Below are 14,033 nucleotides of genomic sequence, written 5' to 3'. Positions count from 1 at the left end.
GTGGGGCAAAGAGATCATTCGGTTCACGACGGGATACCCATGCGCCGGCTTTTGTTTTGCGTTCTGCCTCTAGCTATCATGCTGGCCGGCTGCTCCTCCTCCGGTCAAGACTATCTCGAAACCGCATCGATAAAGCCGAAAACCCGCTTTCAGGACACCGATCCGCAGAATTTCGGCCCGAAACATCCCCAGCAGAACGCCATCCACGGCATCGATATCTCCAAATGGCAGGGCGATATCGACTGGAGCACGGTGCGGAATTCCGGCGTCGCCTTCGCCTTCATCAAGGCGACGGAAGGCAAGGACCGGCTCGATCCCCGCTTCGACGAATACTGGCGCGAGGCGCGCGCCGCCGGCATCCCGCACGCCCCCTATCATTTCTATTATTTCTGCTCCTCGGCCGACGAACAGGCCGACTGGTTCATCCGCAACGTGCCGAAGGAGGCGATGCGCCTGCCGCCGGTGCTCGATGTCGAGTGGAACGCCGAATCGAAGACCTGCCGCTATCGTCCCGACCCGGAAACGGTGCGCTCGGAAATGCAGCGTTTCATGAACCGCCTGGAAGCCTATTACGGCAAGCGCCCGATCATCTACACCTCGGTCGATTTCCATCGCGAAAATCTCGCCGGCTATTTCCAGGATTATCATTTCTGGGTCCGCTCGGTGGCAAAACACCCGGAAGTGACCTATTCCGACCGCCGCTGGGCCTTCTGGCAATATACCTCGACCGGCGTTATTCCCGGCATCAAGGGACCGACCGACATCAATGTCTTTGCCGGCAGCGCAAAGAACTGGAACAATTGGGTCGCGGCCGTTTCCAAGGATAGAAATTCTTAGTAACGTCTTCCAATCTTTCTTGCTTCCGTCACATTCCTCTGTGAAAGCGACGGGCATCCATTTGCTATAAGGACAGCATTCATGCACCGCTCGCTCGCAAGCCGCTCTGCACTCGCCCTCCTGTTTGCCCTCGCTCTCGCAGGCGGCGCAGCCGCCCAGCAGGCGCCCGCGGCCTCAGCCCCGGCGGCACCCTGCGGCGGCGATCTCTCCGCCTTCCTCCAGGGCGTCAAGGCCGATGCGGTCGCCGCAGGCGCCAGCGCCGCAGCCGCCGACGAGGCGCTGGCCGGCGCTGAAATCGATCCCAAGGTTCTGAGCCGGGATCGCGCCCAGGGCGTCTTCAAGCAGACCTTCCTCGAATTCTCCCAGCGCACCGTCAGCCAGGCCCGCCTCGACATCGGCCGCCAGAAGATGAAGCAATATGCCGACGTCTTTGCCCGCGCCGAGCAGGAGTTCGGCGTTCCCTCAGGCGTCATCACCGCCTTCTGGGCGATGGAAACCGATTTTGGCGCCGTCCAGGGCGATTTCAATACCCGCAACGCCCTGGTGACGCTGTCGCACGACTGCCGCCGCCCGGAACTCTTCCGCCCGCAGCTGATCGCCCTCATCGAGATGGTCCAGCACGGCGATCTCGACCCCGCCACCAACACCGGCGCCTGGGCCGGCGAGATCGGCCAAGTCCAGATGCTGCCGCGCGACATCATCGCCTATGGCATGGATGGCGACGGCGATGGCCATGTCCGCCTTAAGCAGAGCGGCCCGGACGCCATCCTGACGGCGGCGAAATTCATCCAGCATCTCGGCTTCGAGCGCGGCCAGCCCTGGCTGCAGGAAGTCACCCTGCCCGACAGCCTGCCCTTCGAGAAATCCGGCCTTGGCGGCACGATGAAGGCCGCCGAATGGTTCGCGCTCGGCGTCAAGCCGCGCGACGGCAACACCGCTTTCGGCGATCTCGAAGGCGACCTCGTGCTGCCGCAGGGCCGCATGGGACCGGCCTTCATCGCCTATCCGAATTTCAAGATCTATCTCGAATGGAACAAGTCGTTCATCTATACGACGTCGGCCGCCTATTTCGGAACCCGCCTTTCCGGCGCCCCGACCTATCTCAAGGGCGTACCCGAGCAGGGCCTTTCCAACGACCAGATGAAACAGCTGCAGACGAAGCTGGATTCGCTTGGCCATGATGTCGGCGAGATCGACGGCATCCTCGGTTCCGGCACGCGCGTCGCGATCCAGAAGGAACAGCAGCGCTTGGGCATGCCGGCCGACGGCTGGGCGACGCCCGCCCTCCTCAACGCCCTCTGATCGCTGCTGACAGCTTGCCGCCACCCGCTTTGCAAGAAACGGGTGGCGCGATGCGCCGCCTCAGCTAAGACTTCCAGTGAAGAATCGATGCCGTTTCGGCAGCGATTCGGTTTGCTATGGAGGACGCGGCTTGGACAGCAGAATGAATGCCTGGACCTGGGGACTGCTGGTCCTGCTCGGCCTGATCTGGGGCGGCTCCTTTTTCTTTGCCCGCATCGCCGTTGAGCACGTGCCGCCGCTGACGCTCGTCTTCCTCCGGCTGCTGCTCGCAGCGCTCGCCCTGCATGTCTATATCGCCGGCCGTCTCGACATCTATTCGATCCTCAGTGACCGCTGGCGCGAGTTCCTGATCCTCGGCATCATCAACAATGTCCTGCCGCATGCCTTGATCTTCTTCGGCCAGACCCGCATCGGCGCCGGTCTTGCGGCGATCCTGAACGCGACGACGCCGATCTGGACCGTGCTCATCGCCAATTACCTCACCTCGGACGAAAAGCTGTCTTCGGCCAAGATCGCCGGCTGCCTCGTCGGCCTCGCCGGAACGATCGTGCTGATCGGCCCCGGCATCTCCGGCGGCAGCGAAGCCCCGCTCTGGGCGCTGCTGCTGCCGGTGCTCGCCGCCGTCTCCTACGGTTTTGCCGCCACTTACGGCAAACGCTTCAAGGGCGTCCCCGCCCCCGTCACGGCCGCCGGCCAGTTGACCGCCTCCTCGCTGGTCGCGCTGCCGCTGTCGCTGCTGGCCGATCGCCCCTGGACACTGGCTGCGCCGCCGCTCGATGCGCTGCTTGCCATCCTGGCCCTGGCGCTGCTGTCGACCGCCTTCGCCTACATTCTCTATTTCAGGATCATGGCAATGGCCGGCGCCACCAACGCTTCGCTCGTCACCCTGCTGGTGCCGCCGGGCGCCATCCTTCTCGGCGTTCTCTTCCTCGGTGAAAGGCTCAGTCTCGCCGAATTCGCCGGCATGGCGCTGATCGGTTTCGGCCTCGTCATCCTTGATGGCCGCGCCTATCGCCTGCTGGTGAAGCCTGCCTGACGGCCTGGTTGCAGTTTTCCTATGTTTTCAACCTGTTGCGGGCTTGCCATGTTTTGGGCGCATAGATGAATCCACGATCGCCTGATTTAACGCCGTGTTAAAATGTGTGAAGAAAAATTTTCTTGAAATTATCGTTTTATATCAATGACTTGGGAAAACGATGTTCGACTTATCCACCGGCCATTTCGGCAGCGCAGCATAGAATCCGCTTCCCAACCGACATATTTCAGACATAATATCCGGCGGTTAACGCGAGGAGACAGACATGGGACTCACGCAATCCTTGAATGTTCTGTTGGTCAGTGCAGCGTTTGCTTTCGTCCTATCCATGCTCTTCATTTGAGCCGGGATGACGGATGCGGAACGCTGATAGTGCCTAAACTCCCCTGATCAATCCGCCAAAGAAAAAGCGCATGTCCCGCCCGACATGCGCTTTTTCACTTTTGAACGTCTGAAACGATCAGGCGGCAGCGCCCGCGCTCTTCGGCGACCGGCGGGAGAAGCCGAGATTATCGAGCACGGCGGAAACCAGCGGCGCACGGTTCATCGTGTAGAGATGGAACTCGTCGAGGCCGCGCCGGACGAGATCCTCGATCTGCTCAGCAGCGACGTCGGCCGCAACCTTCGCCCGTTCCTCGGGCTTGTCGTCGAAGCCCGCGAAGCGTTCGTCGAGGAAGGCGGGGATGACGGTGCCGCAGGCGCCGGCGAAACGCTTCAGCTGCGTCAGGTTCTGGATCGGCATGATGCCGGGCACGATCGGGATCGAGATGCCGGCGGCGCGCACCCGCTCCAGGTAGCGCTCGAAATTGTCGTTGTCGAAGAAGAATTGCGTCAGCGCGCGGTCGGCGCCGTTGTCGGCCTTGCGCTTCAGCATGTCGATATCGGCGGCGGTATCGCGGCTTTCCGGGTGCTTTTCCGGATAGGCGGAGACCGAAATCTCGAAATCGGCGATCGACTTGAGGCCGGCCACCAGTTCCGCCGCATTGGCGTAACCGCCGGGATGCGGCTGATAGGGCGCGCCGGCGCCGCCGGGTGCGTCACCGCGCAACGCCACGAAATGCTTGACGCCGACCTTGCGGAACGTATCGATCATATGATGCGTTTCTTCCTTCGTCGCACCGACGCAGGTGAGATGCGAGGCGGTGGCAAGCGGCGTCTGCGACAGGAAGCGCGTGACGGCCGACAGCGTCGGCGCCTTGGTGGTGCCGCCGGCGCCATAGGTCACCGACACGAAATCCGGCTCCCAATCCTGCAGCTTGGCGACGGTGTCCCAGAGCTGCCCTTCCATCTCTTCCGATTTCGGCGGAAAGAATTCGAAGGAGATCCCGAAGTTGCGCCCGCGTGCTTCGTTTTTCAAAGCCATGTCATACTCTCCCGGCAAATGTAGGTTCGGCGCCTTCGCTCGTCTGCGAAGCCATGAGACGCCTCGGATCACGCGCGAGCCAGACGGTGACCGTCAGCCCCTGCCCGCCCTGCTGACCCGGATGAAGATCGACGACCTGCTCGACGTCGAGCCCGGCCTTGCGCAGCCAGTCGGACATCGCCTGGTGCGAAAAGCCGAGACGGACATGGGCATGTTCGTCGCGGAGATATTCGAGCGTGTGCGGTGCGAGGTCGATGACCACGAGCCGCCCGCCCGGCCGGAGCATGCGCGCCGCTTCCGCGATCGCAATCTCCGGCTGGTCGAAGAAATGCAGCACCTGATGGATCGTCACCAGGTCGAAATCCTGCCCCTCGAACGGAAGGTTCAGGATATCGGCGTGGCGGACCGTCGCCTTGGTGATGCGTGATTTGTCGAGATTGGCGCGCGCCACGCTCAGCATATCGCGGCTGGCGTCGACGCCGATAGCCCGGCGGTAAAGCCCGGACAGGAGCTCCAGGATGCGGCCGGTGCCGGTGCCGAGATCCAGCAGTGAATCGATCGGCTGGTTGCCGAGCAGCCGGATAACGGCGGCATCGACCTCCTCGTCGGCCGCATGCAGGCGGCGAAGCTCGTCCCATTCCGCGGCGTTGCGGCTGAAATAGGCCTGCGCCCGCTCGGCCCGCTGCCGCTTGACCTGCGAAAGCCGCTCGCCGTCGCGAAGGATGGTCGGATCGTTCTCGGAGACATGTCTCAGCAGCGCCCGCACCAGCATGGCCGCCTTGCCGTCCTGCTTGAGCCGGAAATAGGCCCAGGCACCCTCCTGATAGCGTTCGATCAGTTCGGCTTCGCCGAGCAGCTTCAGGTGGCGGGAGATACGCGGTTGGGATTGGCCGAGGATTTCGGTAAGATCGGTCACCGTCAGGTCGCCGCCATCGAGAAGCGCCAGAAGACGCAGACGCGTGGGTTCGCCGGCCGCCTTCAAGACGTCCACCAGCCCATCCAGTCCCAGCTTCAAAGGTTCGCTCATCATCGGCCCAATCAAGATATAAAGATATCTTTATGTGATTTGAAAAGCGGTGGCAAGCGGCAATTCGCACTCTCCGCGAAATTGCCTACTCAAATTGCGACAGGGCCAGACATGAAAAAGCCCCGGTCGAACCGGGGCTTTCGCAAGCGGAAATGAAGCAGGATCAGCGTGTCAGGCGCTTATGGGCCTGGCTGCCCGGGTTGAGCGCGTCCGGGCCGAGGCGGCGGATCTTGTCCTGCTCGTAATCCTCGAAGTTGCCTTCGAACCATTCGACATGGCCCTCGCCTTCGAACGCCAGGATGTGCGTTGCCAGACGGTCGAGGAACATGCGGTCGTGGCTGATGATGATGGCGCAGCCGGCGAAATTCTCGAGCGCGTTTTCGAGAGCGCCCAGCGTTTCCGTATCGAGGTCGTTGGTCGGTTCGTCGAGCAGCAGAACGTTGCCGCCGGCCTTCAGCATCTTGGCGAGGTGCACGCGGTTGCGCTGGCCGCCCGAGAGATTGCCGACCTTCTGCTGCTGGTCGCCGCCCTTGAAGTTGAAGGCGCCGCAATAGGCACGCGAGTTCATGTCGAACTTGCCGAGCTTGATGATTTCGGCGCCGCCGGAGATTTCCTCCCAGACCGTCTTGTCGGCGGCCAGCGCGTCGCGGCTCTGGTCGACATAACCGAGATGCACGGTCTCACCGATGCGGACCGAACCGCTATCCGGCTTTTCCTGGCCGGTGATCATCTTGAACAGGGTCGTCTTGCCGGCGCCGTTCGGGCCGATGATGCCGACGATGCCGCCCGGCGGCAGCTTGATCGACAGGTCGTTGATCAGCGTGCGGCCCTCGAAGCCCTTGGTGATGCCTTCCAGCTCGATGACCACCTGGCCGAGACGCTCGCTGACCGGGATGATGATCTGCGCGTCGCCGGGACGCTGCTTTTCGGCGGCCTCGACCAGCTGCTCGTAGGACTTGATACGTGCCTTGGACTTTGCCTGACGGGCCTTCGGGCTGGAAGCGATCCATTCCTGCTCGCGGCTGATCGCCTTCTGGCGGGATGCTTCTTCGCGGTTTTCCTGCAGCATGCGCTTGGCCTTGGCCTGCAGGTAGGCGGAGTAGTTGCCTTCGTAGGGGATGCCGCGGCCGCGGTCGAGTTCCAGGATCCAGCCGGTGACGTTGTCCAGGAAGTAGCGGTCGTGGGTAATCATCATCACGGCGCCGGGATAGTCGCGCAGATGCTTTTCGAGCCAGGCGATGGTTTCGGCGTCCAGATGGTTGGTCGGTTCGTCGAGCAGCAGCAGGTCCGGCTGCGACAGCAGCAGGCGGCAGAGCGCGATACGACGGCGCTCACCACCGGAAAGGCTGGTGACTTCGGCATCGCGCGGCGGGCAGCGCAGGGCTTCCATCGCCATCTCGACCTGGCTTTCCAGATCCCAGAGGTTCTGGCTGTCGATGATGTCCTGGAGCTTGGCGCCCTCTTCCGCCGTCTCATCGGAATAGTTCATCATCAGCTCGTTGTAGCGATCGACGATAGCCGTCTTGGAGGCAACGCCTTCCATGACGTTCTCGAACACGGTCTTGCTGGGGTCGAGTTTCGGCTCCTGCTCGAGATAGCCGACCGTGGCACCCTCGGCGAGCCAGGCTTCGCCGGTATATTCCTTGTCCTGGCCGGCAATGATGCGCAGCACGGTGGATTTACCGGCGCCGTTCGGGCCGAGGATGCCGATCTTGGCATCGGGGTAGAAGGAAAGGTGGATATTCTCCAGGATCTTCTTGTTGCCGTAGGCCTTGTTGAGGCCGGACATGTGGTAGATGAACTGACGTGCCATACTGCGCTGCTCCGGGCGGGAAACTTCGATTGTGCCGCTATGTAGGCGAAACAGCGCCTGCGGGCAACGCCGAAACCCGGTTTACGCAGGATTTCCGGTCAGAAGCCCGCAGCGTCGACGACGCCCTCATTGCAGCCGAACGAGGTTTTTCCCGCTCCCTGGATCAGATCACCGAGCGCCGCGGTTTTTGCCGATGCCGTCCCCGCGTCCTGGGAAAGCCCGATCGTCAGCTCGCTGATCATCCTGACATTGCCGGCCCGGCGGCAGCTCATCTTGACGCGGTCGCCGGCCCCCGGGCCGAAGCTCTTATCGAAAGCCGCCTTGATCGCCTCGGCCTTGACCGTCTTGCCGATATTGGCGGCAAAGAGATCGCGCACCGCCGAGGCATTGAGCGCGGTCAGCAGATGCATGCTGACGCCGAAATAATCTTCCGCACTCATCTTCGTGCAAGTGCCGTGCTTGACCCATTCATGCCGGTCCAGGCCGGATTGCGTGCCGGGCATCGCTTTTGCGAGGGCGGCTTGCGTCTCGGACGCCAGCGTCACCGCCGGCAGCTTGTTCCAGTCGCCGTCCTTGTCCACGCTTTTCTGGTCGTCGCTCACGCCGCAGTAGTCCTGCTTCATCGGCCAGAGCCCGTGCAGCGAGAAGTTCGTCGCATCAGGACGCTCACCGGTCTGGCTCGCACATTCGGCTTTCTTCTGGTTGGTCTGGCAGAAGGCGGGCTGCCAGCTCGCAGCCAGAATGAAGCGGGTGCGCCCGCCGCCCTCCTGCGCCGTGGCGGCGCCGGCAAGAACCATCGACACGGCAAACGCCAGGGAACGCAACTGCATGCTGATCATTTCAACCCCCAAAAGAACAATACAGGAACAAATAAGCACGAAGCATGAAAGCCCGCAACCCTGAATCGCAGCAAGGCCGTAAAATTGTTATCGGATAAATCAAACGCTGATGTTGCATTTACTGGCCGATCTGGTCTCTTGCAACAGGGAGGATCCGCATGTTTTCAGATACGCAAAGGCTGGCCTTGCCGGAGGCGTCGCTCGCCTATCACCATGCCGAGGCTGCCGCGCCGGCGCGCGGCATCCTGTTGATATCGCATGGGCTCGCCGAACATTCGAAGCGCTACCGCGTCTTTGCCGAGACGATGGCCGCGCGCGGCTATCACGTCTACGCCCATGATCATCGCGGTCATGGCGAGACGACGGCGCCCGACGCGCCGATCGGCCGCTTCGCCCGGCGCGGCGGCGTCGAAAGGGTGATCGGCGACGTCATCGCCATGCGCGCCCACGCAACCTCCCGTCATCCGGGCCTGCCGGTGATCCTCTTCGGCCATTCGATGGGCGGCCTCATTGCCCTCAATGCCGCGGTCACGGCTCCGGGCGACTTCGACGCCGTCGCCGTCTGGAACTCGAATTTCGCCGTCGGGCTTGCCGGCCGCGCCGCCCAGGCAATCCTGCTGGCCGAGCGCATGCTGAAGGGCTCCGACGTGCCGAGCGGACTTCTGCCGAAACTCACCTTCGGCGCCTGGGGCAAATCGATTCCCGGCCGCCGCACCGAGTTCGACTGGCTGTCGCGTCTTCCCCATGAAGTCGACAAATATGTCGCCGATCCGCTCTGCGGCTTCGACGCCTCGGTCTCCCTCTGGCTCGACGTCTTCGAGCTGACCTTCCGCGCCCCGCAGAAGGTCCGCCTCGACCGGCTGGCGCGCGACATGCCGATCCATCTCGTTGGCGGCGGAGAGGACCCGGCAACGGAACGTGGAAAAGCCATTCTCTGGTTGTCAAACCATTTGAAAGGCCACGGCTTCTCCCGTATCAGCACCGTGATATATCAGGATATGCGGCACGAAACGCTGAACGAGATCGGCGCGGAGGCGGCAACCGCAGCTTTCGCGGACTGGTGCGACGAAACCACCGCCGGATCGCAAACGGCCAAATCCTGGGCAATAGGGATTCCATCATGAGCAGCACGACCGCCCGCCCCGCTTCGCCCACCTCCGAGGTGACGACGGGACTCGCGCTGATGTTTCTTTCGGTGATGTTCTCGCCGCTCATCGATATTTTCGCCAAGCTTGCCGTCGTCACCGTCCCCTCCGCCGAGGTCACTGCCGGCCGCTTCGTCGTGCAGGCGCTCTGCATGCTGCCGATCGTGCTATGGCGGCGCAGTTTTGCCGATTTCTCCTGGCGCCAAAGCCTGTTCCATGCCATCCGCGGCGCGATCATCACCATCTCGATGATCTCTTTCGTCACCACGCTGAAATACATGGCGGTCGCCGACGCGATTGCGATTTTCTTCGTCGAGCCGATCATGGTGACGATCCTTGGCGGCATTTTCCTGAAGGAAACCATCGGCTGGCGGCGCTATACGGCCTGCGGCGTCGGCTTCTTCGGGGCGATGCTGATCATCCAGCCGAGTTTCGAGGAGGTCGGCTACATCGCGCTCCTGCCCGTCGTCAGCGCACTCTGCATCGCAATCTTCGTCCTGATGACCCGCGTCCTCTCGCATAGGGAAGATCCCTGGGCGATGCAGTTCCAGATGGGTATCTGGGGTCTCGTCTTCTGCGCGCTCCTGCTTTTTATCGGCAACGGAAGCGGCTCCGATCTCTTCGACCCCGTCATGCCCGTGGGCAGCGCTTGGTTCTACGTCGCCGGCGTCGGCGCCATGGCCGCAATCGCCGGCATCTTTGGCGTCTATGCCTATCGCGCCGCCCCGGCCTCGACGCTGGCGCCGCTGCAATATTTCGAGATCGTCTCGGCGACGATCTTCGCCTGGCTGGTTTTCGGCGACTTCCCGAATGCGATCAAATGGCTCGGCATCGTTATCATCATGGCGTCGGGCCTCTATATCCTGTGGCGCGAGCGCCGCTTTGCTTCAAAGCCCGTATCCGATACATCTGAGGTGACGCTGGCGCCGTAGAGATTGCCGGGAGGAACATGACGGAGACCACGACCAAAAAGCCGCCGCTCGCCGGCATCAGGGTGATCGAGCTTGCCCGTGTGCTCGCCGGCCCCTGGGCGGGGCAGATGCTTGCCGATCTCGGCGCCGATGTCATCAAGGTCGAAAATCCCGACGGCGGCGACGATACGCGCCAATGGGGTCCGCCCTTCGTCGAAGGGGCGGACGGCGAAAACCTCTCGGCCGCCTATTACCACGCCGCCAATCGCGGCAAGCGCTCCATTACCGCCGACCTGAAGAGCGAGGAGGATCAGGATCTCGTCCGCCGCCTCGTCGCCACCGCCGACGTGGTGATCGAGAATTTCAAGCTCGGCGGCCTCGTCAAATACGGGCTCGATTACGACAGCCTGCGGAGGGTGAACCCGAAGCTCGTCTATTGCTCGATCACCGGCTTCGGCCAGACCGGCCCCTATGCCAGCCTCGCCGGCTACGACTACATCGTCCAGGGCATGTCCGGCTTCATGTCGATCACAGGCGAGCCGGGCGGCCAGCCGATGAAAGCGGGGGTGGCGATCGCCGATATCTTCACCGGCATCTATGCCGTCTCGGCGATCGAGGCCGCGCTGATCCACGCGCTGAAATCGGGCGAAGGCCAGTTGATCGACATGTCCCTGCTCGACGTGCAGTCGGCCGTGCTCGCCAATCAGAACATGAACTATCTGATCTCCGGCGCCGCACCCACCCGCCTGGGCAACGCCCATCCCAATATCTCGCCCTATGAGGTCGTGCCGGCAGCCGACGGTTATCTCATCCTCGCCGTCGGAAACGATGGCCAGTTCCGCCGCCTCACCACCATCCTCGGCCTGGAGACGATCGCCGATGACGAGCGTTTTTCCACCAACAAGGCCCGCGTCGCCAATCGCGGCGAGGTGCGCCGCCTCATCTCCACCGAGACGCTGAAATGGCAGAAGGCGGATCTCCTGAAGGCCTGCGAGGAGAATGCGGTTCCCGCTGGCGCGATCAACACGATCGAAGAGATGTTCGCCGATCCGCAGGTGCAGTCCCGCGGCCTGCGCATCGATCTTGCCGATGCCGCCGGCACGATCATCCCAGGTGTCCGGACGCCGATCGTTCTGTCCGAGACGCCGTTGCACTATGTCAGGCCGAGCCCGCGCCTCGGCGAACATAACGAAGAAATTCTGGCGGAACTCGAAGAGAGCGAGAGGAAGGCATCGTCATGAAGAAGAGCGGCGGGGCACTGATCGTCGAGGCGCTGAAGGCGAACGGCGTCAAACGCCTCTCCTGTGTGCCGGGAGAAAGCTTCCTCGCCGTCCTCGACGCCCTGCGCGACAGCGATATCGACGTTCTCGTCTGCCGCCAGGAAGGCGGTGCTGCGATGATGGCGGATTGCTGGGGCCGGCTGACCGGCGAACCCGGCATCTGCATGGTGACCCGCGGCCCCGGAGCCACCAATGCCTCCGCCGGCCTGCACATCGCCAAGCAGGATTCGATCCCGATGATCCTCTTCATCGGCCAGGTGCAGCGGGAGGCGCGTGAACGAGAGGCCTTCCAGGAGGTCGAGTTCCGCCGCGCCTTCACCGAATTCGCCAAATGGGTGGGCGAGATCGACGATGCCGCCCGCATTCCCGAATTCGTCACCCGCGCTTTTGCGATTGCCACATCGGGTCGCCCCGGCCCCGTCGTGCTGACGCTGCCGGAGGACATGCTGCGCGACGAGGTGGAAGCGCCGCGCGCCAGGCGCTACGCCAGCGTCGAAGCCCATCCCGGCCGCAGGCAGATCGACGATCTCTATCTGCGCCTCCTGAAGGCCGAGCGGCCGATGGTGATCCTCGGCGGCACGCGATGGGATGCCGATGCGGTTGCCGATTTCCAGGCCTTCGCCGAACGCTTCCAGCTGCCCGTCGGCTGCTCCTTCCGCCGGCAGATGCTGTTCGACCATCTCCACCCTTGTTATGCCGGCGATGTCGGGATCGGCATCAATCCCGCGCTGGCCAAGGAGATCAAGGAGAGCGACCTGCTGATCCTGCTCGGCGCCCGCATGTCCGAGATGCCGTCTTCCTCCTACACGCTGATCGATATCCCCTACCCTCAGCAATCGCTGGTCCATATCTATCCCGACGCTTCCGAGCTCGGCCGCATCTACCGTCCGGATCTTCCTATCTGCGCAGCCCCTGCCGATTTCGTCGCCGCACTCGCCGATCTGGAAGCCCCGGCCGAGCCGCACTGGGCAGAGCGCACCCGGCGCATGCACCAGGCCTATCTTTCCTGGTCGAAGCCGCCGGCGACCGGCCCGGGCGCCGTCCACATGGGACCGATCATGGAATGGCTGGAGGCCAATACCGGGCCGGACACGATCTTCACCAACGGCGCCGGCAACTACGCCACCTGGCTGCACCGCTTCCATCGTTTCCGCCGTTTCGACACGCAGGCCGCCCCGACCTCCGGCTCGATGGGTTACGGCTTGCCGGCCGCGGTGGCCGCCAAGCGGCTCTTTCCCGAGCGCGAGGTCATCTGCTTTGCCGGCGACGGCTGCTTTCTGATGCACGGCCAGGAATTCGCCACCGCCATCCGCTACGACCTGCCGCTCATCGCGATCGTCGTCAACAACGGCATGTACGGCACGATCCGCATGCATCAGGAGCGCGAATATCCCGGCCGCGTCAGCAGCACCGATCTGACCAATCCCGATTTCGCAGCCCTTGCCCGCGCCTATGGCGGCCACGGCGAAACGGTGGAAAGCACGGAGGAATTCGCCCCCGCCTTCGAGCGGGCGCGAGCGAGCGGCAAGCCGGCAATCATCGAGGTGAAGCTCGATCCGGAAGCGATCACGCCGACCCGGACGCTCTCGGAAATCGCGCAAACAAAAAGCCGGTGAGAGACTCACCGGCTTCAAGCAATCTTAAATCTGTGCGACCTTAGTCGAGCGCGGCCGTGACGATGAATTCGACCTTGTACTTCGGCGCAGCGAGCTTGGCTTCGCTGGTGGCGCGGGCCGGCGGGTTTGCCGGGTCGATCCAGGCTTCCCAGGCTGCGTTCATTTCGCCGAAATAAGCAATGTCGGAGAGATAGACGAGGGTCTGCAGGATCTTCGACTTGTTGCTGCCGGAAGCGGCAAGCAGACGGTCGACCTCGGCAAGCGCAGACTTGCACTGATCGGTGACGCTTTCGCCTTCGCCGACCTGGCCTGCGAGATAGATCGTGTTGCCGTGAATGACGGCGCCGCTCATGCGCGCGCCGACGTCGATACGCTTAATGCTCATTATAGTCTCCTTGGTGAATGAAAGGGCGCGGCGCCAAGGCGCAGCGCCGGGAAATCAGCGCCCGGAACGGGGCTCAGCTGCGGATATGATGCGTCTTCTGGTAGATCGCCGTCGAGCGGGCGCCGGAGCGGCAATAGCCGAGCATCGGCCGCGGGAATTCGTCGAGCGCATCGACCATGCCCTGCACCGCTTCCTCCGTCACGCCCATCGGTCCAACAGGCACATGGGCGATATCGAGACCGAGCTCTTTGGCGCGCGCCTCGATGGCGGAAAACGACGTCTGGTCCGGGCTTTCATGATCGGGGCGGTGGCAGACGATCGATTTGAAGCCCAGCGCCTTGATCTCATCGAGGTCTTCGAGCGTGATCTGACCCGAAACCGAATATTCATCGTCGATCTGGCGAATATCCATCGTCTTGTCTCCTCATAAATCGTGGGCTGAAGGTCTACGACGGTAGCCCGGCAAGCGTCAACAACAC

13 protein-coding genes are annotated in these 14,033 nt (G+C 62.8%); 7 read left to right on the top strand and 6 right to left on the bottom strand.

Annotation, left to right across the window (positions count from 1 at the left end; translation table 11 throughout):
* The first annotated feature begins 39 nt into the window (after positions 1-39).
* The 3 genes from ATY78_RS05435 (at position 40) to ATY78_RS05425 (ending at position 3,175) form a co-directional block, all read left to right on the top strand.
* A complete protein-coding gene (locus tag ATY78_RS05435; protein ID WP_088681317.1) occupies positions 40-837 on the top strand; it encodes a GH25 family lysozyme in 798 nt (265 codons plus the stop codon).
* An 81-nt stretch (positions 838-918) separates the two neighbouring features.
* Complete coding sequence (locus ATY78_RS05430; RefSeq protein ID WP_088681316.1) at positions 919-2,139, top strand: lytic murein transglycosylase; 1,221 nt, start codon at positions 919-921, stop codon at positions 2,137-2,139.
* 130 nt (positions 2,140-2,269) lie between these two features.
* The gene (locus ATY78_RS05425; protein WP_088681315.1) at positions 2,270-3,175 is read left to right on the top strand and encodes a DMT family transporter; all 906 of its coding nucleotides are present in this window, start codon (positions 2,270-2,272) and stop codon (positions 3,173-3,175) included.
* A gap of 460 nt (positions 3,176-3,635) precedes the next feature.
* Here ATY78_RS05425 and metF read toward each other — a convergent pair whose 3' ends face one another.
* The 4 genes from metF to ATY78_RS05405 all read right to left on the bottom strand — a co-directional run bounded on the left by metF (position 3,636) and on the right by ATY78_RS05405 (position 8,217).
* Positions 3,636-4,538, bottom strand: coding sequence for a methylenetetrahydrofolate reductase [NAD(P)H] (gene metF / locus ATY78_RS05420; protein WP_088681314.1), 903 nt, complete (start codon positions 4,536-4,538; stop codon positions 3,636-3,638).
* Position 4,539: 1 nt separating this feature from the next.
* Complete coding sequence (locus ATY78_RS05415) at positions 4,540-5,565, bottom strand: metalloregulator ArsR/SmtB family transcription factor (RefSeq protein ID WP_088681410.1); 1,026 nt, start codon at positions 5,563-5,565, stop codon at positions 4,540-4,542.
* A gap of 163 nt (positions 5,566-5,728) precedes the next feature.
* The gene (gene ettA / locus ATY78_RS05410; protein WP_088681313.1) at positions 5,729-7,378 is read right to left on the bottom strand and encodes an energy-dependent translational throttle protein EttA; all 1,650 of its coding nucleotides are present in this window, start codon (positions 7,376-7,378) and stop codon (positions 5,729-5,731) included.
* A 98-nt stretch (positions 7,379-7,476) separates the two neighbouring features.
* Positions 7,477-8,217 (bottom strand): ribonuclease, encoded by a 741-nt coding sequence (locus ATY78_RS05405; protein WP_088681312.1) that lies wholly within the window; start codon positions 8,215-8,217, stop codon positions 7,477-7,479.
* Positions 8,218-8,375: 158 nt separating this feature from the next.
* On the opposite strand from ATY78_RS05405, the gene ATY78_RS05400 reads away from it, so the two are divergent.
* Genes ATY78_RS05400 through ATY78_RS05385 form a run of 4 tightly spaced genes read left to right on the top strand, consistent with a single transcriptional unit; the run spans position 8,376 to position 13,169 of the window.
* Positions 8,376-9,341: an alpha/beta hydrolase gene (locus tag ATY78_RS05400; RefSeq protein WP_088681311.1), complete on the top strand. Its 966-nt coding sequence runs from the start codon at positions 8,376-8,378 to the stop codon at positions 9,339-9,341.
* The gene (locus ATY78_RS05395; RefSeq protein ID WP_088681310.1) at positions 9,338-10,294 is read left to right on the top strand and encodes a DMT family transporter; all 957 of its coding nucleotides are present in this window, start codon (positions 9,338-9,340) and stop codon (positions 10,292-10,294) included. Before ATY78_RS05400 ends, ATY78_RS05395 begins: the two co-directional genes overlap by 4 nt.
* Positions 10,295-10,311: 17 nt before the next feature.
* Entirely contained in the window at positions 10,312-11,514 is a 1,203-nt protein-coding gene (locus ATY78_RS05390; protein ID WP_088681309.1) for a CaiB/BaiF CoA-transferase family protein, read from the top strand.
* Complete coding sequence (locus ATY78_RS05385; protein ID WP_088681308.1) at positions 11,511-13,169, top strand: thiamine pyrophosphate-binding protein; 1,659 nt, start codon at positions 11,511-11,513, stop codon at positions 13,167-13,169. The genes ATY78_RS05390 and ATY78_RS05385 overlap by 4 nt, the downstream gene beginning before the upstream one ends.
* 40 nt (positions 13,170-13,209) lie before the next feature.
* Here the strand turns inward: ATY78_RS05385 and ATY78_RS05380 are convergent, their stop codons facing one another.
* Complete coding sequence (locus ATY78_RS05380; protein ID WP_088681307.1) at positions 13,210-13,554, bottom strand: RidA family protein; 345 nt, start codon at positions 13,552-13,554, stop codon at positions 13,210-13,212.
* Positions 13,555-13,627: 73 nt separating this feature from the next.
* Positions 13,628-13,966 carry a TIGR01244 family sulfur transferase gene (locus ATY78_RS05375; protein ID WP_088681306.1) on the bottom strand — a complete coding sequence of 113 codons (339 nt, stop codon included), beginning with the start codon at positions 13,964-13,966 and terminating at the stop codon, positions 13,628-13,630.
* Positions 13,967-14,033: the final 67 nt, after the last annotated feature.

Origin of the sequence: Rhizobium sp. R635 (assembly GCF_002211285.1) — a bacterium.
Classification (GTDB): domain Bacteria; phylum Pseudomonadota; class Alphaproteobacteria; order Rhizobiales; family Rhizobiaceae; genus Rhizobium.
The sequence above is the reverse complement of the archived record's forward strand: the minus strand, read 5'-3'. Positions and strand labels throughout refer to the sequence as shown.

Bases quoted from the DNA above. Each gene is read 5' to 3' on its own strand.
- ATY78_RS05435 (WP_088681317.1), top strand. From the start codon at position 40: ATGCGCCGGCTTTTGTTTTGCGTTCTGCCTCTAGCTATCATGCTGGCC.
- ATY78_RS05430 (WP_088681316.1), top strand. From the start codon at position 919: ATGCACCGCTCGCTCGCAAGCCGCTCTGCACTCGCCCTCCTGTTTGCC.
- metF (WP_088681314.1), bottom strand. From the start codon at position 4,538: ATGGCTTTGAAAAACGAAGCACGCGGGCGCAACTTCGGGATCTCCTTC.
- ATY78_RS05415 (WP_088681410.1), bottom strand. From the start codon at position 5,565: ATGAGCGAACCTTTGAAGCTGGGACTGGATGGGCTGGTGGACGTCTTG.
- ettA (WP_088681313.1), bottom strand. From the start codon at position 7,378: ATGGCACGTCAGTTCATCTACCACATGTCCGGCCTCAACAAGGCCTAC.
- ATY78_RS05405 (WP_088681312.1), bottom strand. From the start codon at position 8,217: ATGATCAGCATGCAGTTGCGTTCCCTGGCGTTTGCCGTGTCGATGGTT.
- ATY78_RS05400 (WP_088681311.1), top strand. From the start codon at position 8,376: ATGTTTTCAGATACGCAAAGGCTGGCCTTGCCGGAGGCGTCGCTCGCC.
- ATY78_RS05395 (WP_088681310.1), top strand. From the start codon at position 9,338: ATGAGCAGCACGACCGCCCGCCCCGCTTCGCCCACCTCCGAGGTGACG.
- ATY78_RS05390 (WP_088681309.1), top strand. From the start codon at position 10,312: ATGACGGAGACCACGACCAAAAAGCCGCCGCTCGCCGGCATCAGGGTG.
- ATY78_RS05385 (WP_088681308.1), top strand. From the start codon at position 11,511: ATGAAGAAGAGCGGCGGGGCACTGATCGTCGAGGCGCTGAAGGCGAAC.
- ATY78_RS05380 (WP_088681307.1), bottom strand. From the start codon at position 13,554: ATGAGCATTAAGCGTATCGACGTCGGCGCGCGCATGAGCGGCGCCGTC.
- ATY78_RS05375 (WP_088681306.1), bottom strand. From the start codon at position 13,966: ATGGATATTCGCCAGATCGACGATGAATATTCGGTTTCGGGTCAGATC.